Origin of the sequence: Psychroserpens sp. XS_ASV72, assembly GCF_041224425.1 — a bacterium.
Taxonomy (GTDB): Bacteria; Bacteroidota; Bacteroidia; order Flavobacteriales; family Flavobacteriaceae; genus Psychroserpens.
Map to the genome: position 1 here is coordinate 41,110 of NZ_JBGFGL010000070.1, position 23,218 is coordinate 64,327.

At 35.6% G+C, this 23,218-nt stretch carries 23 protein-coding genes; 8 read left to right on the top strand and 15 right to left on the bottom strand.

What is annotated here, in order from left to right; genetic code table 11:
• Positions 1 to 31 precede the first annotated feature (31 nt).
• Both map and AB9K26_RS03365 read left to right on the top strand, forming a co-directional pair.
• The gene (gene map / locus AB9K26_RS03360) at positions 32 to 850 is read left to right on the top strand and encodes a type I methionyl aminopeptidase (protein ID WP_369971124.1); all 819 of its coding nucleotides are present in this window, start codon (positions 32 to 34) and stop codon (positions 848 to 850) included.
• A 1-nt stretch (position 851) separates the two neighbouring features.
• Positions 852 to 1,625 carry a class I SAM-dependent methyltransferase gene (locus AB9K26_RS03365; RefSeq protein ID WP_369971125.1) on the top strand — a complete coding sequence of 258 codons (774 nt, stop codon included), beginning with the start codon at positions 852 to 854 and terminating at the stop codon, positions 1,623 to 1,625.
• Here AB9K26_RS03365 and AB9K26_RS03370 read toward each other — a convergent pair whose 3' ends face one another.
• From AB9K26_RS03370 to AB9K26_RS03385, 4 genes are read right to left on the bottom strand one after another with little or no spacing between them, the layout of a single operon-like run.
• Entirely contained in the window at positions 1,626 to 3,140 is a 1,515-nt protein-coding gene (locus tag AB9K26_RS03370; protein WP_369971126.1) for a T9SS type A sorting domain-containing protein, read from the bottom strand.
• Positions 3,141 to 3,179: 39 nt separating this feature from the next.
• Positions 3,180 to 4,178, bottom strand: coding sequence for an FAD:protein FMN transferase (locus tag AB9K26_RS03375; RefSeq protein ID WP_369971127.1), 999 nt, complete (start codon positions 4,176 to 4,178; stop codon positions 3,180 to 3,182).
• A gap of 42 nt (positions 4,179 to 4,220) precedes the next feature.
• Positions 4,221 to 4,598 (bottom strand): Na(+)-translocating NADH-quinone reductase subunit F, encoded by a 378-nt coding sequence (locus AB9K26_RS03380; RefSeq protein WP_369971128.1) that lies wholly within the window; start codon positions 4,596 to 4,598, stop codon positions 4,221 to 4,223.
• 20 nt (positions 4,599 to 4,618) lie between these two features.
• On the bottom strand, positions 4,619 to 5,488 hold the full coding sequence (locus tag AB9K26_RS03385) for a DUF4846 domain-containing protein (RefSeq protein ID WP_369971129.1): 870 nt from the start codon (positions 5,486 to 5,488) through the stop codon (positions 4,619 to 4,621).
• A gap of 74 nt (positions 5,489 to 5,562) precedes the next feature.
• Between AB9K26_RS03385 and AB9K26_RS03390 the strand changes: the two genes are divergently transcribed.
• A complete protein-coding gene (locus tag AB9K26_RS03390; RefSeq protein WP_369971130.1) occupies positions 5,563 to 6,015 on the top strand; it encodes a Na(+)-translocating NADH-quinone reductase subunit F in 453 nt (150 codons plus the stop codon).
• Between the two features lie 86 nt (positions 6,016 to 6,101).
• Here AB9K26_RS03390 and nqrF read toward each other — a convergent pair whose 3' ends face one another.
• From nqrF to ubiE, 8 genes are all read right to left on the bottom strand, one after another.
• A complete protein-coding gene (gene nqrF / locus AB9K26_RS03395) occupies positions 6,102 to 7,412 on the bottom strand; it encodes an NADH:ubiquinone reductase (Na(+)-transporting) subunit F (protein ID WP_369971131.1) in 1,311 nt (436 codons plus the stop codon).
• 1 nt (position 7,413) lies between these two features.
• Positions 7,414 to 8,127, bottom strand: coding sequence for an NADH:ubiquinone reductase (Na(+)-transporting) subunit E (gene nqrE / locus AB9K26_RS03400; RefSeq protein WP_369971132.1), 714 nt, complete (start codon positions 8,125 to 8,127; stop codon positions 7,414 to 7,416).
• Positions 8,128 to 8,179: 52 nt separating this feature from the next.
• The gene (locus tag AB9K26_RS03405; RefSeq protein ID WP_369971133.1) at positions 8,180 to 8,824 is read right to left on the bottom strand and encodes an NADH:ubiquinone reductase (Na(+)-transporting) subunit D; all 645 of its coding nucleotides are present in this window, start codon (positions 8,822 to 8,824) and stop codon (positions 8,180 to 8,182) included.
• Positions 8,825 to 8,830: 6 nt separating this feature from the next.
• Positions 8,831 to 9,625, bottom strand: a complete 795-nt coding sequence (locus AB9K26_RS03410; protein WP_369971134.1) for a Na(+)-translocating NADH-quinone reductase subunit C — start codon at positions 9,623 to 9,625, stop codon at positions 8,831 to 8,833.
• A gap of 2 nt (positions 9,626 to 9,627) precedes the next feature.
• Positions 9,628 to 10,851, bottom strand: coding sequence for an NADH:ubiquinone reductase (Na(+)-transporting) subunit B (locus AB9K26_RS03415; RefSeq protein WP_369971135.1), 1,224 nt, complete (start codon positions 10,849 to 10,851; stop codon positions 9,628 to 9,630).
• Positions 10,851 to 12,200 (bottom strand): Na(+)-translocating NADH-quinone reductase subunit A, encoded by a 1,350-nt coding sequence (locus AB9K26_RS03420; RefSeq protein ID WP_369971136.1) that lies wholly within the window; start codon positions 12,198 to 12,200, stop codon positions 10,851 to 10,853. Before AB9K26_RS03420 ends, AB9K26_RS03415 begins: the two co-directional genes overlap by 1 nt.
• A 146-nt stretch (positions 12,201 to 12,346) precedes the next feature.
• Positions 12,347 to 13,060, bottom strand: coding sequence for a porin family protein (locus AB9K26_RS03425; RefSeq protein ID WP_369971137.1), 714 nt, complete (start codon positions 13,058 to 13,060; stop codon positions 12,347 to 12,349).
• A 33-nt stretch (positions 13,061 to 13,093) separates the two neighbouring features.
• Complete coding sequence (ubiE, locus tag AB9K26_RS03430; RefSeq protein WP_369971138.1) at positions 13,094 to 13,822, bottom strand: bifunctional demethylmenaquinone methyltransferase/2-methoxy-6-polyprenyl-1,4-benzoquinol methylase UbiE; 729 nt, start codon at positions 13,820 to 13,822, stop codon at positions 13,094 to 13,096.
• A 137-nt stretch (positions 13,823 to 13,959) separates the two neighbouring features.
• On the opposite strand from ubiE, the gene trkA reads away from it, so the two are divergent.
• The 4 genes from trkA to AB9K26_RS03450 all read left to right on the top strand — a co-directional run bounded on the left by trkA (position 13,960) and on the right by AB9K26_RS03450 (position 17,706).
• Complete coding sequence (gene trkA, locus AB9K26_RS03435; protein ID WP_369971139.1) at positions 13,960 to 15,312, top strand: Trk system potassium transporter TrkA; 1,353 nt, start codon at positions 13,960 to 13,962, stop codon at positions 15,310 to 15,312.
• 29 nt (positions 15,313 to 15,341) lie between these two features.
• Positions 15,342 to 16,835, top strand: coding sequence for a TrkH family potassium uptake protein (locus tag AB9K26_RS03440; protein ID WP_369971140.1), 1,494 nt, complete (start codon positions 15,342 to 15,344; stop codon positions 16,833 to 16,835).
• Positions 16,836 to 16,997: 162 nt separating this feature from the next.
• Entirely contained in the window at positions 16,998 to 17,249 is a 252-nt protein-coding gene (locus AB9K26_RS03445; protein WP_369971141.1) for a hypothetical protein, read from the top strand.
• 166 nt (positions 17,250 to 17,415) lie between these two features.
• The gene (locus AB9K26_RS03450) at positions 17,416 to 17,706 is read left to right on the top strand and encodes a hypothetical protein (RefSeq protein ID WP_369971142.1); all 291 of its coding nucleotides are present in this window, start codon (positions 17,416 to 17,418) and stop codon (positions 17,704 to 17,706) included.
• Here the strand turns inward: AB9K26_RS03450 and AB9K26_RS03455 are convergent.
• Positions 17,687 to 18,871, bottom strand: coding sequence for a pyridoxal phosphate-dependent aminotransferase (locus AB9K26_RS03455; protein WP_369971143.1), 1,185 nt, complete (start codon positions 18,869 to 18,871; stop codon positions 17,687 to 17,689). The genes AB9K26_RS03450 and AB9K26_RS03455 overlap by 20 nt on opposite strands.
• 13 nt (positions 18,872 to 18,884) lie before the next feature.
• Positions 18,885 to 19,985 (bottom strand): fatty acid desaturase, encoded by a 1,101-nt coding sequence (locus AB9K26_RS03460; protein ID WP_369971144.1) that lies wholly within the window; start codon positions 19,983 to 19,985, stop codon positions 18,885 to 18,887.
• A 137-nt stretch (positions 19,986 to 20,122) separates the two neighbouring features.
• Between AB9K26_RS03460 and rsmG the strand changes: the two genes are divergently transcribed.
• Positions 20,123 to 20,752, top strand: coding sequence for a 16S rRNA (guanine(527)-N(7))-methyltransferase RsmG (rsmG, locus tag AB9K26_RS03465; protein WP_369971145.1), 630 nt, complete (start codon positions 20,123 to 20,125; stop codon positions 20,750 to 20,752).
• Positions 20,753 to 20,762: 10 nt separating this feature from the next.
• Here rsmG and AB9K26_RS03470 read toward each other — a convergent pair whose 3' ends face one another.
• Positions 20,763 to 23,126 (bottom strand): T9SS type A sorting domain-containing protein, encoded by a 2,364-nt coding sequence (locus AB9K26_RS03470; RefSeq protein ID WP_369971146.1) that lies wholly within the window; start codon positions 23,124 to 23,126, stop codon positions 20,763 to 20,765.
• Positions 23,127 to 23,218: the final 92 nt, after the last annotated feature.

Genomic DNA, 23,218 nt, shown 5'->3' on the forward strand with positions numbered 1-23,218 from the left:
ATTTAAGTATCTTTGCACATATTTTAAAACCATGATAATAGTTAAGACCAAAGAAGAAATTGAACTAATGCGTCAAAGCGCTTTAGTGGTTTCAAAAACCTTGGGTATGCTGGCTAAAGAAGTTAAAGCTGGTGTTACCACGAATCAATTGGATAAATTAGCTGAAGACTACATTAGAGCGCAAGGTGCCGTACCAGGTTTTTTAGGCCTTTATGATTGTCCGTCAACTTTGTTATGCAGTGTCAATGATGCAGTAGTACATGGTTTACCTACGGATAGACCTTTAGAAAATGGCGATATCGTTTCTATTGATTGTGGTGCCTTGATGAATGGTTTCTATGGCGATCATGCGTATACCTTTGAAATCGGTGAGGTAGCTCCAGAAACTAAAAAATTAATACAAGTTACCAAGGAATCGCTTTACTTAGGTATCAAGGAATTTAAAATTGGAAATCGTGTTGGTGATGTTGGATATGCCATTCAAAACTATTGCGAGTCTTATGGCTATGGTGTAGTTAGGGAGTTGGTTGGTCATGGTATCGGTCGTAAAATGCATGAAGACCCAGAAATGCCGAACTATGGAAGACGTGGTAGAGGAAAAAAATTCATTGAAGGTATGGTTGTTGCCATTGAGCCTATGATTAATGGTGGTACCCATCGTGTTAAACAACTTAAGGATGGTTGGACTATTGTGACTAAAGATGGACAACCTAGTGTACACTTCGAGCATGATGTTGCTTTAGTTGATGGCAAACCTGAAATACTTTCAACTTTTGCATATGTTCACGAAGCTCTAGGAATACAAAGCGATGAAGAAGACGCCTTTAGAAAAGAAGCCCTAGTGCTCTAAAATGAAGCAGCTATTCAAACTGATATTAAACACCATTCCAAGACCTCTACTGATAAGGCTAAGCTATATTGCAAAACCTGTTTTGGTGTTTTTCTTGAAAGGAAAAAAGTACACCGATCCTATTGATGGTAAACAATTCAAAAGCTTTTTGTCTTATGGATACGGTCAGCAAAGACCTAATGTACTTTCACCTTCTACCTTATCTTTGGAACGTCATCGACTGTTGTGGTTATATTTAAAACGGGAGACGGATTTTTTTACAAACACAAAGCAGTGTAGAAAAGTACTGCACTTTGCACCTGAACAGTGTTTTTTAAAACGATTTAAGGCCTTAGATCATATTGATTATACCACAACCGATTTGAATTCGCCTATTGCTGATGTAAAAGCAGACATTTGCAATCTTCCTTTTAGTGATAATAGTTATGATGTGATTTTTTGCAACCATGTTTTGGAACACATCCCTGACGATACCAAAGCCATGCAAGAGTTATATCGTGTCTTGAAACCTGGAGGTTTTGGGATTTTTCAAATACCACAAGATCTGACAAGAGAACAGACGTTTGAAGATAATTCCATTACCGACCGAAAAGCACGAGCTGAAATCTTTGGGCAGTATGACCATGTTCGTGTATATGGTCGTGATTATTTTGACAAGCTACGTTCTATTGGCTTTAAAGTTGACGAAGTAGACTATACCTCTCAGCTTTCCGAAGAAGAAATTGACACATTCCGATTGGCCAAAGGTGAAATCATTCCTGTGGTTTACAAGTAATTACTCTTTTAGGATTTTATACGTAGATTGATTCCCTTCAGAAGTGATTTGAACCAAATACATACCTCTACTCAAACTAGAAACATCTATTGAATTCAAACTTGAATTTGTAACAGGTGTCATTACGTTTTGCCCAAGTAAGTTATAAACCTCAATACTATCGATTACTCTATTTGATTCAATCGATAAAATATTTTTTACTGGGTTAGGAAAAATTTTGATCTGTTCTTGTGCAAACTCCGAAGTCGATAGTGTGCTATCTTCAACCGTTAAATCAAACCATGTCGAACCTCCTCTATTTAAAACATCATCATTCCAAACTTGAATATAATATGGCGTGTCTGGCATTACAGGAATATCAACAAGTTCAGTGCCACAAGCATTATCAACTAATGTTAGCCCATCAAAATAGTAGCCTTCCCAAAGTTGCATATAAAAACCTGCATTTATGAATACATCAATAGTAGTGCTATCTTCAGAATCAAAACCAAACCAAACGTCTTTTCTTCCAATAAAATCATTACAACTTGGAGTTTGAGGAGATGTTGTAGCAAATTCATTATTGGCAGTTATCGTTTCTCCAAAAACCAAAAGATTTGGCGTATAGCCAGGTTCATCATTAGAATTCACACCACAACCATATTCAGCTTCAAAAACACTATCGCATCCAGCCGCATTGTTTTCGAACGTACCTCGCAACATTTCTTGTTCCTCAATATTACTATCAAAAAAATTGCAAACGTTTTCTGAACTACACATCGATAAGCTAGGATTGTTTCTAACAACTAAATCTAAAACCAACCAATTTCCAGCGTAAATGGCACTAATATCTGTTAAATTTTGATTATTTTCAATGTATAAGTAGTCTTCAAAACCACTATAAATAAGACCATTAAGTGACTGTAGATTGTCATTATTAGAAATAGTAACTATCTCACCGTAAATTTCATCCAGACCTGTTAAATCAACAAGACTATCATTGTTGGAAATTGAGGTAGATTCCCAAGCACCATAATTTTCCAATCCATTTAAATTAATCAATGATGCATTGTTTAGAATACCAAAATATGTCAATGGTTGAAAATAATTTGGTACACCTTCGACACTCAACAACATAGGATTGTTTGAAATCACGAAAGAGCTTTCAAAACCTGATTGACTTGTAAAATTATCTAATCCATCAACAGTTAATAAAGATGCATTGTTGCTAATTGCAAAAGAAGTCCCTGTTCCTTCAACATATCGAATGATGATATTAGGATTCAATCCTATGGTATTTTCAAGTATAAGGTTATTACTAATTGAAAAACTCGTACATGAGTTTATTTGATAAAGTCCGCTAAGATCAGAAATATCATCACCAGAAATCACAAACGCATTCACTTCTGTGCAATCTGGATAATTGGTTGCCAAAGCATCTATTTGAGCTTGGGAAGTAAACGTGCCTCCTGTTGGCGGACACTGGCTAAAACAAAATATAGGAAATAATAATGATAGGAGTAGTAATTTATTCATACTTAGATATTTACTCTAAATATAGTAAATTAATGTCTTCTATTCTGAAGGAAAGCCATTTAAACTTAGTGTTTCCAATTCTTTAGTATCATTTTCAAAAATCAAAAAGACTTTAAGCTCTGGATGCTCTTGAAGAAATTCCTTAACCTTTTCCATTCCCATCGCTTGAAATGCAGTGGCATAGGCATCAGCAGTCATACAATCTTTGGCAATTACAGAAACACTCAAAATATTCGTCTTGCTAGGATATCCTGTTTTAGTATTGATAATATGGGCATAGCGATTTCCATTGGCATCAGTCTTAAACTTCCTGTAAGTTCCTGAGGTTGCCATGCCAACATTACCAATAGTAATTCCTTTCAAAACAGATTGTTCACCATCAAAACGCGGTTCGTCCAATCCGACACGCCAAGGGCTATTTTTTTCTTTGTTAATACCTTTAGCTCTAATCTCTCCTCCTATTTCAACCAAATAGTTGTTACAATTTTGAGCTTCAAGAAAATCGGCAATCACATCCACACCATAACCTTTGGCAATAGCATTAAACTCAATATAAGTTCCCGATTGTTTTACAATCGAATTGCCTTCCAATTTAACTTTATCAAAACCTACAAAACGCATCAAGCTATCTATAGTAGTGCTATCGGTTAAAAACTTGTTCTTATCAGCTCCAAAGCTCCATGCATTGACGACATCGCCAATAGTTGGGTCAAACACACCATTTGTCGCTTTATAAATTTCTTTTGATACTGAAAAGACATTTTTGAAATGTTGGTCTATTTCAACAGGTTCATTTCTATTCAGTTTAGAAATATCTGAATCTGGTAGATAGGTTGACATCGATTGATTGACCACATTGAAAAGACTATCAATTTGTTTTGCATAATCGACTTCTCCTTCATAAATAATCGAAAATGAAGTACCAAAAACGCGACCTGTGATTTTGATGTTTTTAGTTTCTTTCCCACAGGAAAAAAACAAGAGTGACAAAAGACAGACTAGAACAACATATCTTTTCTTTAAAATGGTTTTAACCATTTGTAGTGAGTTTGATTGTTTGAGAGTATATAGCATCTTAATCTAATTCAGATTGGTTTCTACCACTTGAATACCATTGTATTCCATTAAGTAATCTTCATTGAGATATACTGGCAAATGTTCACCTTGAGGATTTCCCAATCCGACGCCAGCATAGAGTACTTTAGCATCCTTTTCCGAAGCGTGCTTTTTAAATGATTCCATCCAAACCACATCATAATTATTTGGGTTTTCAGGAAGCATGACAGCTCGAACAATAACAAAAAAGTATTGCTTGTTTTTATCGATACATACAAACTGTGGATGCTTTTTCAATTGACTATTGACAGCAATAAATTCGAAACCACGTTGTTCTAAATCTTTTCCAACATGATTCATTGCCAAATTGTGAAGTTCTTGTTTGGTAAGTGCTTTACTCATAGTGCAAAGATACAAACTTGCTATTTAAACCTTACAAATTTTGAACTATCGAAGGTATAATTTGACACTGATATCTCTTGATCTTTTTCCAGTTGGTACCAAGGTGATCTATTCAAATCTTGAAGATTCTTTACCAAATGCACACTTTGGGCTGGTGTATTGCCTTGAAACAACAAAAAGAGCTTATTCCCGTTAGCATCAACCACCTCATCACATATCATCACGATATGTCCTGGTGTTCCACCTTTAATCAACATATCTCCTATTTGAAGACGTTTCGCATTGTTTATGGACGGCAATTCATTATAAAGGGATAATGTGCCAGAATAGGTAAAAATAAGATTCAGATACTTATAAAAATTAGCTTTTGAGTGATCTACTTTTGCTGTCTTCTGAAAAGATACCTTATTACCATTAATTTTGGGCCTGTAGCCTTCAGCGTAAGATTTCCAAGAGCAGTAGTGACCTGAAGTAAAATTAAAACCAATCTCATCCTTTCTATTTTGGTTCCAAAGATATTCACTTCGTATACGAATCAAAGCGTCGGCACATTGCTGGAGTCCGTTATTCGGAACAGGAACATCCAAGATTCCTATATGACCACCTTGCCAGAAATAATGGGAATCATCATAGTTTATGATTTTGCTTCCATAAGGTTTGAGTTTATAATTTCTGAGATACTCTTGAAAAGAACCTTTCGGATAAGTGACACGTTTATAACCGTCTGGTACTTTCACTCGAGAGGCAATCGTAACACTATCCTTGTAAATTAAACTTGGGGTTTTTACTGAAGCCAAAACTGTATTGGCAGCTCGTTTAACAGGTTTAAACTGATAAACCACAACAGTAATAACAGCTAAAACAAGAATAAATATAAGACGTTTCCTCATACTAAAGTCAACGTTAAAGAAATACCATTTCGTATGAAGGCTTAGAATTTGTATCTTTTTAAAAAATTAATGCCATGAAAACGAGTCAACGCTTTGAGTCTGCCATAAAAAAATTATATCGTGCCTTTCACAATGATGAATTGCATCCTGAATGTTGCAAACAATGTGCTGTTGGAAATATCCTTGACCATTCAGATGCTTGGAAACATTTATCGGACGATCATGGCTCAACAAAACTGAATTATGTTGGTCAGGTTCATCAACGCTTGGGAAGAAGATTCAATGGCTATACACCTTATGAATTATTACAAATAGAATCTAGGTTTTTAAGGGCATGTAATTATCAACTTCCATTACGTCATGGTCACTTTAAGCCAGAAGACCCAAAAGATAAGTCGATTTTGTTTGATGGCCTTTGTGAAGTGGTTGGATTCTTATGCGAGTTGGATGGCATTCCAAATGTTATGGATTATACCAAATTATTTGAAGTAGAAAACGATCAGCCTAAATATGAATACATAAAATAAAAAACCAACTCCAGATGAGTTGGTTTTTTTTATTGGTATAAAATTCTGAAATAGGTTCAGAATGATATTAAATATAAGTTTGAATGTTAACCTCCGAAATCATCGAATCTGATGTTCTCATCAGGAATTCCGAAGTCTTCACCCATTTTTTGAACGGCTTGGTTCATTAATGGTGGACCACAGAAATACAATTCAATGTCTTCAGGCGCATCGTGATGGTTCAAATAGTTATCTATAACACAGTTATGGATAAATCCGACAAAACCATCTCCAGCTTCATCATTGATATCTTTTTTAACTTTCCAGTTATCTTCTTCCAATGGTTCAGAAAGCGCCATATAGAATTTAAAGTTTGGAAAATCTCTTTCTAAAGCTCTAAAGTGCTCAATGTAGAACAACTCACGTTTTGAACGTCCACCATACCAATAGGTCACTTTTCTTCCTGTCTTTAAGGTTTTGAATAAGTGGTACAAATGCGAACGCATAGGTGCCATTCCTGCTCCACCACCAACATATAACATTTCGGCTTCAGACTCATTGATAAAGAATTCACCATAAGGACCAGAAATGATAACCTTGTCACCTGGCTTTTGAGCAAAGATGTACGATGATGCCACACCTGGATTTACATCCATCCAACCGTTTTTAGCACGATCCCATGGTGGTGTTGCAATACGAACATTTAACATGATCTCACGACCTTCGGCAGGATAAGAAGCCATAGAATAAGCTCTCTCAACCGTTTCATCATTTTTCATGACCAATGGCCATAGGTTGAATTTATCCCATTCTGCTTGAAACTTATCTGGAGTTTCATGCTCTTCTGGATGCGCTGTAATATCGATATCAGAATACTTGATTTCGCATGGCGGAATTTCAATTTGAATATAACCACCTGCTTTATAATTCATGTCTTCAGGAATTTCAACAACAAACTCCTTAATGAACGAAGCTACATTGTAGTTACGAACTACAACAGCTTCCCATTTCTTGATTCCAAAGACTTCCTCAGGAATGGTAATTTCCATATCCTGCTTTACTTTTACCTGGCAAGATAAACGTGCACCAGCTTGTAATTCTTTTCTACTAAAATGTGGTGTTTCTGTAGGAAGTGCTTCACCTCCACCGGAAAGGACATGACATTCACATTGAATACAAGTTCCACCACCACCACAAGCGGATGGTAAGAAGATCTTTTCACTTCCTAAGGTAGATAATAACGTTCCACCAGAAGCCACTTGAATTTCTTTTTCACCATTGATCTTAATTGTTACAGGACCAGACGGCGATAATTTTTGCTTAACAAACAAAAGTAAAGCAACCAATAATAAAATCACCAATAAAAAGGCGGCTACTGTGGCAATAACTGTTCCTGTTGTACCTGCTTCTAGAATCATACTACTCTTCTATTTTAGTGTTGTTAGCTAAATCTGTATCGTTAATTTGCTTGTCGGTTTCAAGCTGAACTGTTGTTTCCTCTTTGGCTTCATCATCACCTCCTGTCAACATACCTCCAAAACTCATGAATCCGATAGCCATTAATCCTGTAATGATAAATGTAATACCAAGACCTCTTAATGCAGGTGGTACATTTGAATATCTGATTTTTTCTCGTATTGCTGCAATGGCTAAAATTGCCAAGAACCATCCGATACCTGAACCAACACCATAGTTAAATGCCAAGCCAAGAGAAGCAATTTCTCTAGATTGCATAAATAAGGAACCACCCAAAATAGCACAGTTTACAGCAATAAGCGGTAAGAAAATCCCTAAGGAATTGTACAAGGAAGGTGAAAACTTTTCAACGACAATCTCCACCAGCTGTACCATGGTTGCAATAGTTGCAATAAACATAATAAAGGAAAGGAAACTTAGATCATAATCTGCATACTCAGGTCCTAACCACGTCAATGCTCCTGGTTGGAGAATGTACTGATCTAACAACCAGTTTAAAGGTACTGTGATAGCCAATACAAAGATGACTGCTGCACCAAGACCAACAGCTGTTGATACTTTTTTAGATACAGCAAGGTATGAACACATTCCTAAGAATGTGGCAAATACCATGTTATCTATAAAAATTGATTTAAAAAATAATTCTATATGTTCCATATGTCTTCAGTTTTGAGCTTCTGAATTGAAATTCACAAACCCACTTATTCTTTTAATCTTCTACTAAGTCTTTATTTCTTGTTCGTTGTACCCAAATGATGATACCAACAACAATCAATGCCATTGGTGACAATAGCATAAATCCGTTATTTTCATAACCAATAGCGTACAATCCTGTTTTCTCAATTGGATCTCCTAATACTGGAATTCCCAATAAGGTACCTGATCCCAATAATTCTCTAAAAAATCCAACAATAATAAGAATGACTGCATAACCTAAGGCATTTCCAATACCATCTAAAAATGATCGCCATGGACCATTTCCTAAAGCAAAAGCTTCAAAACGTCCCATGATAATACAGTTGGTGATGATTAACCCTACGAAAACCGACAAGGTTTTACTCAACTCATAAGCAAACGCCTTAAGTACCAAGTCAACAATAATAACTAGCGCAGCAACCACAATAAGTTGCACGATAATTCTAATTTTGGAAGGAATAATGTTTCGCATTAAAGAAATCACCACATTTCCTACACCAAGTACAAACAATACTGAGATGGACATCACGATAGAAGCTTCCAATTCAGCTGTAATTGCCAAAGCCGAACAAATACCAAGTACCTGAATGGTAATTGGGTTGTTATCCGCTAATGGATCGGTTATTAATTTTGCGTCTTTTTTTGAAAGTAGTCCCATATTGTCTTACTTAGTTTTTAAATTATCAAAATAAGGCTTATAAAGCTTCAAGTCGTTTTTAATCATCGCTGAAACACCATTACCTGTAATGGTAGCACCAGCAATGGCATCAACTTCATTATCTGTTTTGTCTTCATTTTTAGGATCGGCATTTCCTTTGGCAACCTCAATTCCTTTGAAACGTCCATTTTCAGACAATAAATGTTCTCCATAGAAATCGTCCATAAAATAACGTTGCTTGATGTTGGCTCCTAGTCCAGGTGTTTCACCTTTGTGGTCAAAATATACACCTCTAACAACCATATCTTCATCCATAGCGACATAACCCCAAATGGCATCCCAAAGACCTTTCCCATAGATAGGCGCAACATAAACTGTTGTCCCATCCTTATTTTCACCAACAAACAGTGGTAATTTTCTAGGCTCACCTTTTTTAGCCAAGTCTTTTTGTTTCTTAACATCAATTAGGTAAGGTTCTTGGTTGGTCTCATTCACATACTCGTCACGCGTTTGGGTTTTGATAATCTTTCCATCGGCACCAATTGTAATCACAATTTGATCCTTAACATTTTCAGTGAATGCTTGCGGTGCTTTATCAGTTGAAATAAATACAGCGCTGGAACCTTCATTATCATTGATTCCCATAGCATACAAAATGTTTTGTTGTTTTTCCAACCTTTGGTTTTCACTGATTGTCGGTTTTAAAGACGATGCTAAATACGCCAATATAGATCCAACAATAACCACCATTACAATGGCAAAAATGACGGTATAGATATTTTTATCTGTTCTCTTTTCCATTATTAAGCCGTTTTAACTTTTAAACGTTTCATTCGACGCTTCACATTAGCTTGAACCACATAATGGTCAATTGTTGGAGCGAATACATTCATTAATAAGATTGCTAAGAATACACCTTCTGGATACGCTGGATTAAACACACGAATCATAATAGAAATAAATCCGATCAAAAATCCGTAGATCCATTTACCTTTATTGGTTTGAGACGCTGTAACAGGATCGGTTGCCATATAAACAGCACCAAATAAGATACTTCCTATAATTAAGTGTTGCCAGAACGGTACACTCATCAATCCGTAGAATTTACTTGTTTCGCCAATCCATCCTGCATCAACAACACCATTGAATATCAAGCCCATAACCAGAGCACCAATGAGTGTTGATAATATGATTCTCCAACTTCCAACTTTAGTGAAGATTAAGAATAAAGCACCAATAATGATTAAGAATTTAGAAGTTTCACCAACAGAGCCAGGAATCAATCCCCAAAACATATCCCAATAATCATAAACCACTGAATTGTTTTGCGCATAAGCTCCTAATATAGTTTCTCCAGAAATAGCATCCAGATTTTGCCCTGCAGCAATCATTTGGTCACGCTCAACAGCGCCATGTACCCAAACCTTATCTCCTGACATCCAAGTTGGATATGCAAAGAATAAAAATGCTCTTATGGTAAGTGCAGGGTTAAGAATATTCATTCCCGTGCCACCAAATACTTCTTTTCCGATGACAACACCAAAAACGACAGCAACGGCTAACATCCATAATGGAATATCAACTGGAACAATTAAAGGTACTAACATACCTGTAACCAGATAGCCTTCCTCAACTTCGTGACCTTTTAATACTGCAAATAAAAATTCAACAGCTAAACCAACACCGTAAGAAACGATTACTAGTGGTAATACTTGCCATAAACCGACCACTAAGTTATCCCATGTCCAGAACGTAGATGCTAAAAATCCTTGGGTTCTTTCTATCTCTCCTAAAGCGACGTGATGTTGGTAACCAGCATTGAACATACCAAAGATCAAACATGGAATCAAGGCCATAATGACCGTGTTCATAGTTCGTTTCAAGTCGTCTGCAGCTTTGATGTGCGTTCCGTTATGAGTCGTTTCATTAGGTAAGTATAAAAAGGTGTGTAGCGCGTTGAAAGCAGGCGCCATTTTCTTGCCTTTATACTTCTCTTTTAAATTGTGTAATGTGTTTTTTAAGCTCATTATCCTATCTCTTTAAGCATTAAGTCTAAGCCTTTTCTAATAATACTCTGGTGTGGTTGTTTGGAAACGCAAACAAATTCCGTAAGCGCGAAATCTTCAGGCGCAACCTCGTACATTCCCAAAGCTTCCATTTCATCTAAATCCTCATACATACAAGCTTTTAAAATTTGTAATGGATAAATATCCAAAGGAAACACTTTTTCGTATGTTCCCGTTGTTACAAAAGCTCTATGCTCACCATTGGTATTGGTATTTAAATCGTATTTTTTATTTGGACTCAACCAAGAGAATGTCAAGGCTCTAGAGGTTGAAATTTTATTAAAAATAGGCTTGTTCCATCCGAAGAATTCATAGTCGTCACCTTCAGGAATAACCGTAATCGAATTATCATAGTATCCCAAGGCTCCATCTGGTTTGATTTGCTTACCTGTTAAGACATTTCCAGAAATGATACGGTCGTTTCCATCTTTTTCAACACCATTATCATAAATCATTGTAGCAACTTCGCTTCCAATCTTAGTTTTGAAATATCTTGGCTTTTTCACTGATGATCCTACTAAGGCGACAACACGTTCTGCATTGAATTTACCAGTTAACAACAACTCTCCAATGACAACTAAGTCTTGTGCATTAACAGTCCAAACTGTTTCTCCTTTGTTAACAGGATCAATCTTATTGATAAGCGTTCCAACATTTCCTGCAGGATGCGGACCAGACACATTGTGAATTACGGCATTGTTCAAACCTGCTAAAGGCGAATTGTTAGAACCAACTCCAATATGCACTTGCCCTTCGGTTAATTTTGCTAAGGCAGAAACGGCAGCTTGTAGCTCGGCTTCTTTACCTTTTAGTACAAAATCCAAATCCGCAGCCAAAGGTGCCGTGCTATAACCTGAAATAAAAATCGCTTTCGGAGTTCTATTCGGCTTTGCTATCACATCATAAGGTCTCTGTTTGATAAAAGTCCAACATCCAGATGCCATCAAATGTGCTTTGACAGCTTCAGCATCAGCATTTAAATCAAACTTTCCAAAATCCTTATAAGACTGCTCTTTATCTGCCTGAATCTTAATGGCATCAATACGTCGCTTTGGTCCTCTTTGCACTTCTACGACTGTTCCTGAAACAGGGGATACAAATTTGATCTCTTCGTTATTCTTATCATAAAAAATAACGTCTCCAGCCTTAAGGACTGCATTTTCTTTAGAAATCAATTTTGGAGTAACGCCGTGAAAATCTTCAGGTCTAATCGTGCAGAAATTACTAATGATGGCTTGTTCTACTGTTTTTTCAGCTTCGCCAACAAGTTTTATATCTAGACCTTTTTTAATCTTAATGTCTTTTGACATACGCTATATATTGAAATTAGTTGTCTAAAAATCCGTGCAAAAATACGAATTTATTGAGTAAAAAAAGAACTAATTAACGAAGTTTGTTATTTTTAACCATTCTAAATAAATAGCAAAAAACAGTAGAAAATAACTTAAAATTTAAATTACTGGAACGTAAAGTTGAGGAAAATACCTCGTGTTTTCATAGTTGTAACATTACTGGTCCATGGACTATTAGGATCAACATCCCTTACCAGCTCGTCATTCATAGCAAAAACACCACGTATGGAAGGCGAAAACTTAAACCATTTGTTATAGAAATCTATCCCAAAGCCCAATTCATAAAACATGACATTCTTCTTGGTACGAAATTGCCCTACACTATTATCATCGGGATTTTCTTCATTACTTGAAAGATTGAGTGCTACAGACAAACCTCCAATAATAAACGGTTTAAAATTATTGATTCGTTTTGTGGATACCTTGAGCAATAACGGAAAGTGCACGTAGGTGGATTTTACCTCTCGCATCAAATCGGAATCGGTAAATTCCATCCCATCAAAATAACTTGGGTCGTAAATAAGATTTCTTTGTGTGATAAACAATCCTGGTTCAAACCTTAAATCAAAATAATCAGTGATACGCAAATTGGAAATGAGTCCAACACTAAATCCAACATTGGTTTGCACCAAAATATCCTTCATGTCCGTTTCATAGTTAAACTGGTAATCATAATTGTTTAACCCTAAGTAAAAACCCCAGGACAAAAGGTCTTTATCGAAATTTTCGTTATTCTTAATTTTCTCCTTACTGAATAGTTGGGCACTCGCAGCTTGCGAGAAGATCAATACAACTAAGAGTACAAATAGTTTCTTCATAAGTTACATTATGACATCAACATCATGCTGTTGTTAAGCTTTTGTAGCCGAATAAATAGTAGCTACACCATAGGTTTGAGGTTGATCTATCACGTTAATAAACCCGATTTTTCGCAAAATATTGTTTAGTGCCTCACCAAATGGAAAAACCGAAGCCGATTCACTTAAATAGGAATAAGCTGATCGATCTTTTGAAAACAATTTACCAATAGTAGGCAAAATAAATTTAGTATAAAAACGATAGCCTTGTTTAAAAGGTGTCTTCGTTGGTACAGAGGTTTCCAAAATCACAAAAACACCACCTGGTTTCAATACTCTAAAAATCTCTGCCAAGCCTTTTTCGAGAGTCTCGAAATTTCGAACACCAAAAGCAACCGTAATGGCATCAAAGGTATTGTCTTCAAATGGTAGGTTTTCAGAATCGCCTAAAACCATAGTGATTTTATCATCTAAATTTTTGGCGTTGATTTTCTGTCTACCAACCTCCAACATACCATCACTAATATCCAATCCTACAATTTTTTTGGCGTTGGTATTCGCTAGGTTAATGGCCAAATCACCTGTGCCTGTTGCAATATCAAGAACCATTTCAGGATTTGATTTTGCAACGATAGCAACCACTCTCTTACGCCATTTAACATCAATTCCGAACGATATTACTCGGTTTAATCCATCGTATTCCTTCGATATGTTATCAAACATCTTGGTGACTTGCTGCTTTTTTCCTAAGCCACTATCTTTATAGGGTTTTACTTTTGACACACGCTATTTTTTTGCAAATATATATAACTATCAATTAGGAAATAAGAATTTACAAAGGAATTGTAATCCCTAAATAAATACTTTAATTGAGATAATATTGTAGTATATTTGTATGTTTTTTCAATATAAATCAATAGATGAAAATCATAATTGCTGGTGCTGGAGAGGTTGGATTTCACTTGGCAAAATTATTGTCGTATGAATCCCAAGAGATAACACTAATAGATATCAATAAAGACAGTTTGTCTTATGCGAAGGATCATCTTGACATTAGAGTCATAAAAGGCGATTCTACCTCCATTTCAATTTTAAAGGAAGCTCGAGTCAATACGTCAGAATTATTTATTGCCGTTACATCTTCAGAAACCACAAATATTACAGCTTGTGTTTTAGCGAAACAACTAGGAGCTAAGCGCACCATAGCGAGAATATCCAATTCAGAATTTATCGACAATAAAGATGATGTAGGTTTCACCAAATTTGGTATCGATGAATTGATTTCGCCAGAAAGCTTAGCGGCCGCTGAAATTGAACTGTTATTGAACCAATACGGATTTAACGACACTTATGAATTTGAAGATGGCGCTTTAACCATGTTAAGTCTGCGTTTATCAAGAACCGCCTCGTTTGTAGATAAAACCATCAAAGAAGCTGCTCAGGCATTTTCAGAGTTACACTTTATGCCGATTGCTGTTCAACGATTTGGCACTCAATACACGATCATCCCAAGAGGTGACACGCAATTCAAGGAGGGCGACAAAGTCGTTTTTATTTCCTCTAAAGGTGGTGACGATGAGCTTTTTGAACTTTCGGGACGCGTTCGTACTGAAGTCAAAAATGTCATGATTCTTGGCGGAAGTAATATCGGAAAAAAATCTACCCAAGACCTTTGTGCCAATAAATTCAATGTTAAAATCATAGAAAAAGATAAAAACATCGCTTTCGAACTTGCCGATGAACTTCCAAATGCATTAGTCATTAATGGTGATGGTCGCAATGTAGAATTGCTGGAGGAAGAGAATATTGGTGAAATGGATGCTTTTATTTCTGTGACGGGCAATTCTGAAACCAATATCATGTCCTGTTTGGTTGCTAAATCAAGAGGTGTTAGAAAAACCATTGCGTTAGTTGAGAATATGGATTATTATCAATTATCACAATCTATTGGTATTGATACCCTTATCAACAAAAAGCTTTTGGCTGCCAACAATATTTTTAGATACATTAGAAAGGGAGAGGTTTTGGCTATGACCAAGCTCAACAATATGAATGCTGAGTTGTTGGAGTTTAAGGTAAAATCGTCAGATTCAAAAATCACTCAAAAACCAATCAAGGATTTAGATTTTCCAAGATCTGCCATCATAGGTGGTGTAGTTAGAAATGAAAAAGGCATTATTCCTTTAGGGGATTTTCAAATTCAAGAAGGCGATAAGGTTGTGGTTTGTTGTTTGCCTCGATCGATTACCAAAGTAGAATCCTTTTTCTTCTAAACAGATGTTAATGCTTTTAAAGAAAGCTTATGAAACTCAATTATAAAATCATCTTTCATTTTTTCGGATTACTTTTTTTATTCAATGGAGGTTTCATGTTTTTGGCATCTTTAATGAGCCTTTTATACAAAGATGGTGTTACCCAACAGATTTTTCTCTCTGGAATACTAGTCGTTTTGGTTGGTGGCATTTTGATGGTTGTTACCAAAAACCATAAAAAGGAACTCAATAAGCGTGAAGGGTATCTCGTAGTTGCTTTTGGTTGGATCGTCATGGCCTTATCAGGAACTTTACCTTATATTTTTACCGGAGCGATTCCATCCTTTACAAATGCTTTTTTTGAAACCATGTCTGGTTATACAACAACAGGCGCGACCATTTTAAGTGATATTGAAGCGGTTCCTAAAGGTGTTTTATTTTGGAGAAGTCTAACGCATTGGATTGGCGGTATGGGTATTATTGTTCTTGCTATTGCTATTCTACCTTTATTGGGAATTGGTGGTATGCAGTTATTTGCTGCTGAAGCGCCAGGTCCTAATGCCGATAAATTACATCCAAGAATTACAGATACAGCTAAACGATTGTGGCTCATATATTTTGGTTACACTGCTGCGGAAACCATTTTATTGCAGGTCGCTGGAATGACCTTTTTTGATGCTATAAACCATTCTCTTTGTACCTTATCTACAGGTGGTTTTTCTACCAAAAATGCCAGTATTGCTTATTGGAATGGACAGCCAATGATTCAATACATCATTATTCTTTTTATGTTCCTTGCCGGAACAAATTTCGTATTGAGTTATTTCGCATTCAAAGGTCGCGTTCAAAAAGCCATTAAGGATGAAGAGTTTCGATTGTATTTTAAGTTCTTGATGTTCTTTACGATCATTGCAGCACTGATTATCTATTTCAGAGCAGATTTCTCAATATCTTCAGTTGAGCACCCCATGGTTTATGGAAAAGCTGAAGCCTCAATACGCCACGCCTTATTTCAGGTTATTGCTATCGTAACCACAACTGGTTTTGTAACGGCAGATTTTACCTTATGGACGCCTTTCTTAGTTGTATTTTTCTTCGGACTTATGTTTTTGGGTGGATCAGCTGGAAGTACTTCTGGAGGTGTCAAAGTAGTACGACATATGATCATGATAAAAAATGGGTTCTTAGAATTTAAAAGAGCTTTACATCCAAATGCTGTTCTACCAGTTCGATACAATAAAAAAGCCGTAACAGGTGATATTGTATTTAACATCCTAGGATTCTTTATCTTGTATATGCTATCCTTTATTGTTGGAGCCTTAGTATTTTCAATGTTTCAAATCGATTTTGAATCTTCTGTCGGACTCTCAGCTTCAAGTTTAGGAAACGTTGGACCCGCTTTGGGAAATTTCGGACCAGTAAACAATTATGCCGCTTTGCCAGCATTAGGAAAATGGTGGTCTGCTTTTTTAATGTTGATAGGTCGATTGGAACTCTTCACAGTGTTGATTTTACTCACACCTTTCTTCTGGAGAAACCGATAGTTTAGAATTTTTTTTCAATTATTCCATTTTCTGAAAATATTTGTATTTACTGATATTTCAGAAATATAGACCCTCATTTTTAGAGGTTTACAAATTATATTCTTGTAACATTTTTTCATGTTATACGTCATATTGGTGTAATCAACTAAAAAATCAACCATCATGGAATTATCAATTACAAGAGATTTAGAACCGTTGCCCATACGCAACTTAGAGCACAATTTTGTACGCCCTGAAGGCCTATTGAATTCAAACTATAAAAGTATTGCGAAATGCAATCTTAAACATTCAAAATCAAATTCAATTTTTGGCATCAAACAACGTTTAAAAAGCAAACAATACAACTATACGTCTAGTATAGACACACTTCTTAAAGTTTCAGTTTTTGTTATTGCTCTGGCGTTTATACTCTAAAACGTATCTTCTGCACCTTTAACTGGTACGATTGAGAATCATCTCAAAACTATCTTTTACGAAATTAAATAGCATATTTCGATGTAAACCGCTACATCGAAATCGCTATATACAATAATTTTAAAACAAGAACTTCTGAATATACTCAGAAACAAAAGATAGTATTATGGGATCGATGTCTTCAATGAACGTAACTTTAAAGAACAATAGAAAACTCTTAAGAAAGAATAAGCACAAACCATTCAGTAAAATGAATGGTGGTGGAAAAAATATTGTGGGTTACAAACCTTATGTTTTACCTAAAGTACAACCTCATGTTTTGAGACGCATCAGAAGACGCGTAAGAAAAGAGAACAAAAAGCTATTGATTAAAAAAATACTTATTGCTCTAGTTACCCTACTAGTAATAGTAATGATTTTGGTTTATAAATCTCTTACTAGGCTAGAACTTCTTTAATTCTTTTTACAGCCTCAATAATTTGTTCTTGTGAAGCGGCATAGGAAATTCGAATACAATCTGGATTTCCAAACGCTTCACCTGTAACAGTAGCAACATTAGCATGCTCAAGCAGAAACATAGAAAAATCTGAAGCGTTTTCTATCTTAACGCCTTTGATGCTTTTTCCAAAATATTCTGAGATATTTGGAAAGACATAGAAAGCTCCTTCTGGCTCATTGGTTACAAAACCAGGAATCGTATTTAATAAATCTAATATTAGTTCGCGTCTCACCTTAAACTCGTCAATCATGTATTGCACTCGAGAAGGCGGTTCATTTAAAGCTGTGATTACAGCTCGTTGGGCTATGCAATTTGCACCACTGGTCATCTGGCCTTGCATTTTATTACAAGCTCGAGCAATGTCGGTTGGCGCACCAATATAACCGATTCTCCAACCTGTCATAGCAAAGGCTTTTGACACACCATTGACTGTTACAGTACGATCATACATATCTTCAAATTGTGCCATACTTGCATGCTCTCCAACAAAATTAATATGCTCATATATTTCATCGGAAACCACTACGATGTTAGGGTAATTTTGCAAGACGTCAGCCAAGGCTCTCAATTCTTCTTTACTGTAAACCGAACCACTAGGATTACAAGGCGAACTATACCAAATCATTTTAGTTTTAGGCGTAATCGCCGCTTCCAACTGTTCAGGTGTTAATTTGAAATCGTTTTCTATGGATGTTTTCACCTCAACTGGAATACCTTCATATACTTTTACAATATCACTATAACTTACCCAATATGGACACGGTAAAATAACCTCATCACCTTTATCCAACATAACAGCAGCTACATTGGCTAATGATTGCTTAGCACCTGTGGAAACCACAATTTGTTGTAAGCCATAATCTAAATTATTATCGCGTTTAAATTTAGTGATAATAGCTTCCTTTAATTCTACATAACCATCAACTGGTGTATAGGAATTATAATTATCGTCAATAGCTTGTTTTGCTGCTTCCTTAATAAAATCTGGAGTATTGAAGTCAGGTTCCCCTAAACTTAAACCAATGATATCTTTTCCTTCAGCTCTCAACTCTCTGGCTTTAGCTGCCATTGCTAAAGTTGCAGAAGTTGACATATTCAAAACGCGATTTGAAAGTAAACTCATATGTATTAACCTATTAGGCTTGAAGTGCTGGATTTTTACCCATATCCCTTAAAAATCTGAAATGAGCAATGATTGCTTTTCTTGTAGTTTCGTATTCTTTATAAGGTAAATTAAACTCTTTAGCCGTTTCCCTAACAATCTTAGAGATCTTTCCGTAGTGAACATGACTTATATGTGGAAAAATATGGTGTTCAACTTGATGATTTAATCCACCAGTATACCAATTGATCAATTTACTTTTAGCTCCAAAATTTACAGTTGTTTTTAATTGATGGATTGCCCAAGAATTTTTCATGGTACCATTTTCTTCAGGAAGCGGCATTTCAGCTTCATCCATAACGTGAGCCAACTGGAAAATCACACTTAAAATAAGTCCAGCCACATAATGCATGATAAAAAATCCTAATAAGATTTTCCACCAAGCAATATCTAAAACCAACATTGGAACCACAATCCAAATTGCCACATATATGATTTTAGAAATCACCAACTTACTCCAATTCACCACTGGATTAGGCATTTTTCCATAAGACAATTGACGCTTCATGTAGCGCTTCATTTGCTGCCAATCTGTAGTGATGGCCCAATTGATCGTCAATAGACCATAAAGTAAGATAGAATAATAATGTTGGAATTTATGATACTTACGCCATTTGGCATGCTTTGAAAATCGGAGGATGCGACCCGCTTCCAAATCCTCATCATGGCCATGGATATTGGTATATGTATGGTGTAACACATTGTGCTGCACTTTCCAGTTATAGACATTTCCAGCCAAGATATAGATACTACTACCCATCAAACGATTGATCCATTCTTTATTAGAATAAGAACCATGATTTCCATCGTGCATCACATTCATCCCGACTCCTGCCATACCAACTCCCATAATTATGGTCATCAATAATTGGAGCCAGCCAGGAATATCCAATGTTAAGATTAAAAAGTAAGGCAATAAAAATAAGGTAAACATCACAACGGTTTTTACCCAGATTTTCCAATTTCCGGTACGCTTGATGTTATTTTCCTTGAAATAGTTGTTAACTCGTTTGTTGAGTGTTCTAAAAAACTTTGCAGAGTCTGTTCTTGAAAAAGAAAGTGTTTGCTTTGTCATATCTTAGGGATTTAGGTACAATATAAAATCGCATCTAAGTAATAGAGGCAAATATATAAAATAAACAACGCCACGTTCTACTTATAATTATTAAAATGTGCACATAAATTTGCATATTTTTGTTAAAAACTCCAAATATGCAGTTGATTACAACTTATTTTCCTGAGCTAAACGAGACCCAACAGCAACAATTCGAACAGCTTGGACCACTTTATAAGGAGTGGAATCAAAAAATCAATGTGGTATCCAGAAAAGATATAGACGAACTATATCTTCGTCATGTTTTACATTCCCTAGGCATTGCAAAAGTGATCAACTTTGAACCCAACACCAAAGTCATGGATGTCGGTACAGGAGGTGGTTTTCCCGGAATACCTCTAGCTATTTTATTCCCTGAAACCCAATTTCACTTAGTTGATAGTATTGCCAAGAAAATAAAGGTGGTTGATGAAGTTTCAAAAGCTTTAGGGTTGACCAATGTAAAAACATCTCATGATAGAGTTGAAAATATTGACGATACTTTTGATTTTATTGTTAGCCGAGCCGTTACACAAATGCCTGTATTTGTAAAGTGGATAAAAAACAAAGTAGCCAAAACCCAAAACCATGACTTAAAAAATGGCATCCTTTATTTAAAGGGTGGTGATCTTACTGAAGAATTACAAGTCTACCAAACAGCAAAAATTTATAATCTCAGTGATTATTTTAAAGAAGATTTTTTTGAAACCAAGAAAGTGGTTCACCTTCCTTTAAAATACAAAGGCTGATATTCAAATTTTATCTTTTGATAATTTTTTCCCTGTACTTTAAGCCTTGGCCTGTTTCAATATCAAGAATGTATAACCCTGAACCTAAATTTAGAGAAAATTCTGCTCTTTGTCCTAATAAACCAACATGTTCGGAAAACACAATTTTGCCAGTGATATCCATTAAGGTGAGGTTAACATCTTCAATTGAAGAATTACTTAAGATCACCAAGTTTTGATCAATCGGATTTCGTTCTACTTTAAGTTGAAAAGAACTTTCAACAACTGAACTAGATAAAGTTTCCTGAATGATTTCATTTAAGGCAAAAGTGACATTAGCTTGTGTGAGCGTCACATGAGGCTCGTTAGCGTTAGGCATGTACCAATTCACAAAAGGTGTGTCATTCGACGTAATTCCTGCAAGAGATTGAAACCAGTTAATATTATTATTTACAGGTTCATAAGCCATAGCGCTTACACTCGGAATAAAATTGAAATAATCTGTACTCAAGGCACCCAAAAACTCACCAACCAATCCACCAGTATCTAAATCGGCAGTCAAACTTAAAATATCAAATAGACCTCCTGAGCCAGAATCAACACCGTTTGAAAAACTTGGTGCTGCTGAACTAGCATTATTAATTCTATCATTGGCTAAAGGAAACCACCATGCAAAATCCAAATGCACCTTACTGGTTTGGATTTCTGTTCCAGCATAAGGCGTAAAATAGGTTTCTACCAACAAATCTGCACCAGTCATGATATTGATATCTGCATCTAAAATCTGGCTTCCTGGCCATAAATCACTAGGCGGATTAGTATTGCTCTGAAAACGGTTATTTACACCACTTCCGTTTATAATTGAGACATTTCTCGTGATTTCTGGAAAACCTGATGCCGTTAAATTATTAAGCCTATTATCAAAAATACCTTTAAAAAAATGTGGTTGAGGCAATGACAAACTACCATTGAATGTTACCCCATCACTATTAGTGATATGCGATTCAAATTGATCGGTTAGCATTTGCCTTGCTGCAGGAGATTTGAGCATTCCGTTTATGATGGGCTGTAATTCCTCTACATTTTGATCGCCTAAAATCCAAAAATCATCCAAGCCAAAAGCCAAAAAATTAAATTGATGCTGAAAACCTATCGGCACATTAGCTCCTTGATGAGGTGAATCAAAGGAAATCCATAATCTGGTGTCGTGATTTAAATTTTGGTTTTCCATATAATTCAATGCATATCGAGAAATAAGTCCGCCCATACTTGGACCAATAACTACATTTTGCTCAATTCCCTCTTTATTAGCATTGATCATAGCAATAAGATCGACCAATAACATCGCATTACGTTCAATATAATCGGCTCCACCATCAACCAAAATATTGTCCTGTGCTCTTAAGTAGGTTGGAAAATTTAAAATCACAATATCAAATCCTTCTGCTCTTACAATATCGCCAAGATTAGAAGTTGAATTTCCATCATTAAAGTTCAATAAATCGTAGATTCCTGAAATTGAGCGTCCATCATCAGGATCAAAACCATCTACCAATATGATAGGCTTATCAAGAATGTTATCGGCACTTAAAAAGAGTTCATATTCACCTGTTCCAGGATAAGAAGTAGCTTCTCCATAAACAGATAAATCTGGCGTTATACTTGAAGTAAATGTCGTTATGGCATTTGTAGATCTCGCTAATAAATCGGCATTAGAATATTCGATATCTAAGGTCGACTGTCTTGAAACAACCTCTCCAGAATCCCATTTAATTTTATATACAAGGTTTTTTTCTCCTTCTTCAGAATAGCTAATGGCAATGTTTTGGTCAAGAACAATGTTTCTAAAACCATTACCATCATCAAAATCAATTTCAATGGAAACAACAGATTGATCTGTCGTATTAAAAATATGAGCTTCGGATAAATTGAAGGTGGTTTCCAATCCTTTATGCCGAGTTCTTAATGCTGAAGCAATCGTTAGTTTTTCCAATTCAAATTCTGCTGAACCATCATTAATCACGTAACCTTCCGAATTAACAAAAACCGAATTGTTTTGAAATGATTGATCTGTAATTATTTCGTAATTTGAATGTAAAATCACCAAAGGAACCACTTGTGTTTTATGGCTCTGTCTACTTAATTCCTTAATATGTTCTAAAGGCAATAAATGCTTTTGAAAATCACCTTGCGCAATCGCCTTGTAGGCTTGATAAAAAGCATATTTATTATTAACCTTGTCATTATAGGATTGTATATCTACAACTGGAGACTTTTGCACTAAAACAGTCGTTTCCATTTTAGAGGTATCGAAATTTTGAAATGGGTTTTTTTGTTTTTGGGGAAATACTGAAATTGACAGTAGGCATGCCAATATGAAATACATGATCTTCATATTAGGATTGTTGATTTTCATAAATATACAAAAATCATAAAATGAAAAACCCAAAACTTAAAGTTTTGGGCTCTTTCTATAGTTTTACTTGT

Excerpts from the sequence above, each read along its gene's own strand:
- map (WP_369971124.1), top strand. The coding sequence starts at position 32 with ATGATAATAGTTAAGACCAAAGAAGAAATTGAACTAATGCGTCAAAGC.
- AB9K26_RS03365 (WP_369971125.1), top strand. The coding sequence starts at position 852 with ATGAAGCAGCTATTCAAACTGATATTAAACACCATTCCAAGACCTCTA.
- AB9K26_RS03370 (WP_369971126.1), bottom strand. The coding sequence starts at position 3,140 with ATGAATAAATTACTACTCCTATCATTATTATTTCCTATATTTTGTTTT.
- AB9K26_RS03375 (WP_369971127.1), bottom strand. The coding sequence starts at position 4,178 with ATGGTTAAAACCATTTTAAAGAAAAGATATGTTGTTCTAGTCTGTCTT.
- AB9K26_RS03380 (WP_369971128.1), bottom strand. The coding sequence starts at position 4,598 with ATGAGTAAAGCACTTACCAAACAAGAACTTCACAATTTGGCAATGAAT.
- AB9K26_RS03385 (WP_369971129.1), bottom strand. The coding sequence starts at position 5,488 with ATGAGGAAACGTCTTATATTTATTCTTGTTTTAGCTGTTATTACTGTT.
- AB9K26_RS03390 (WP_369971130.1), top strand. The coding sequence starts at position 5,563 with ATGAAAACGAGTCAACGCTTTGAGTCTGCCATAAAAAAATTATATCGT.
- nqrF (WP_369971131.1), bottom strand. The coding sequence starts at position 7,412 with ATGATTCTAGAAGCAGGTACAACAGGAACAGTTATTGCCACAGTAGCC.
- nqrE (WP_369971132.1), bottom strand. The coding sequence starts at position 8,127 with ATGGAACATATAGAATTATTTTTTAAATCAATTTTTATAGATAACATG.
- AB9K26_RS03405 (WP_369971133.1), bottom strand. The coding sequence starts at position 8,824 with ATGGGACTACTTTCAAAAAAAGACGCAAAATTAATAACCGATCCATTA.
- AB9K26_RS03410 (WP_369971134.1), bottom strand. The coding sequence starts at position 9,625 with ATGGAAAAGAGAACAGATAAAAATATCTATACCGTCATTTTTGCCATT.
- AB9K26_RS03415 (WP_369971135.1), bottom strand. The coding sequence starts at position 10,851 with ATGAGCTTAAAAAACACATTACACAATTTAAAAGAGAAGTATAAAGGC.
- AB9K26_RS03420 (WP_369971136.1), bottom strand. The coding sequence starts at position 12,200 with ATGTCAAAAGACATTAAGATTAAAAAAGGTCTAGATATAAAACTTGTT.
- AB9K26_RS03425 (WP_369971137.1), bottom strand. The coding sequence starts at position 13,060 with ATGAAGAAACTATTTGTACTCTTAGTTGTATTGATCTTCTCGCAAGCT.
- trkA (WP_369971139.1), top strand. The coding sequence starts at position 13,960 with ATGAAAATCATAATTGCTGGTGCTGGAGAGGTTGGATTTCACTTGGCA.
- AB9K26_RS03440 (WP_369971140.1), top strand. The coding sequence starts at position 15,342 with ATGAAACTCAATTATAAAATCATCTTTCATTTTTTCGGATTACTTTTT.
- AB9K26_RS03445 (WP_369971141.1), top strand. The coding sequence starts at position 16,998 with ATGGAATTATCAATTACAAGAGATTTAGAACCGTTGCCCATACGCAAC.
- AB9K26_RS03450 (WP_369971142.1), top strand. The coding sequence starts at position 17,416 with ATGGGATCGATGTCTTCAATGAACGTAACTTTAAAGAACAATAGAAAA.
- AB9K26_RS03455 (WP_369971143.1), bottom strand. The coding sequence starts at position 18,871 with ATGAGTTTACTTTCAAATCGCGTTTTGAATATGTCAACTTCTGCAACT.
- AB9K26_RS03460 (WP_369971144.1), bottom strand. The coding sequence starts at position 19,985 with ATGACAAAGCAAACACTTTCTTTTTCAAGAACAGACTCTGCAAAGTTT.
- rsmG (WP_369971145.1), top strand. The coding sequence starts at position 20,123 with ATGCAGTTGATTACAACTTATTTTCCTGAGCTAAACGAGACCCAACAG.
- AB9K26_RS03470 (WP_369971146.1), bottom strand. The coding sequence starts at position 23,126 with ATGAAGATCATGTATTTCATATTGGCATGCCTACTGTCAATTTCAGTA.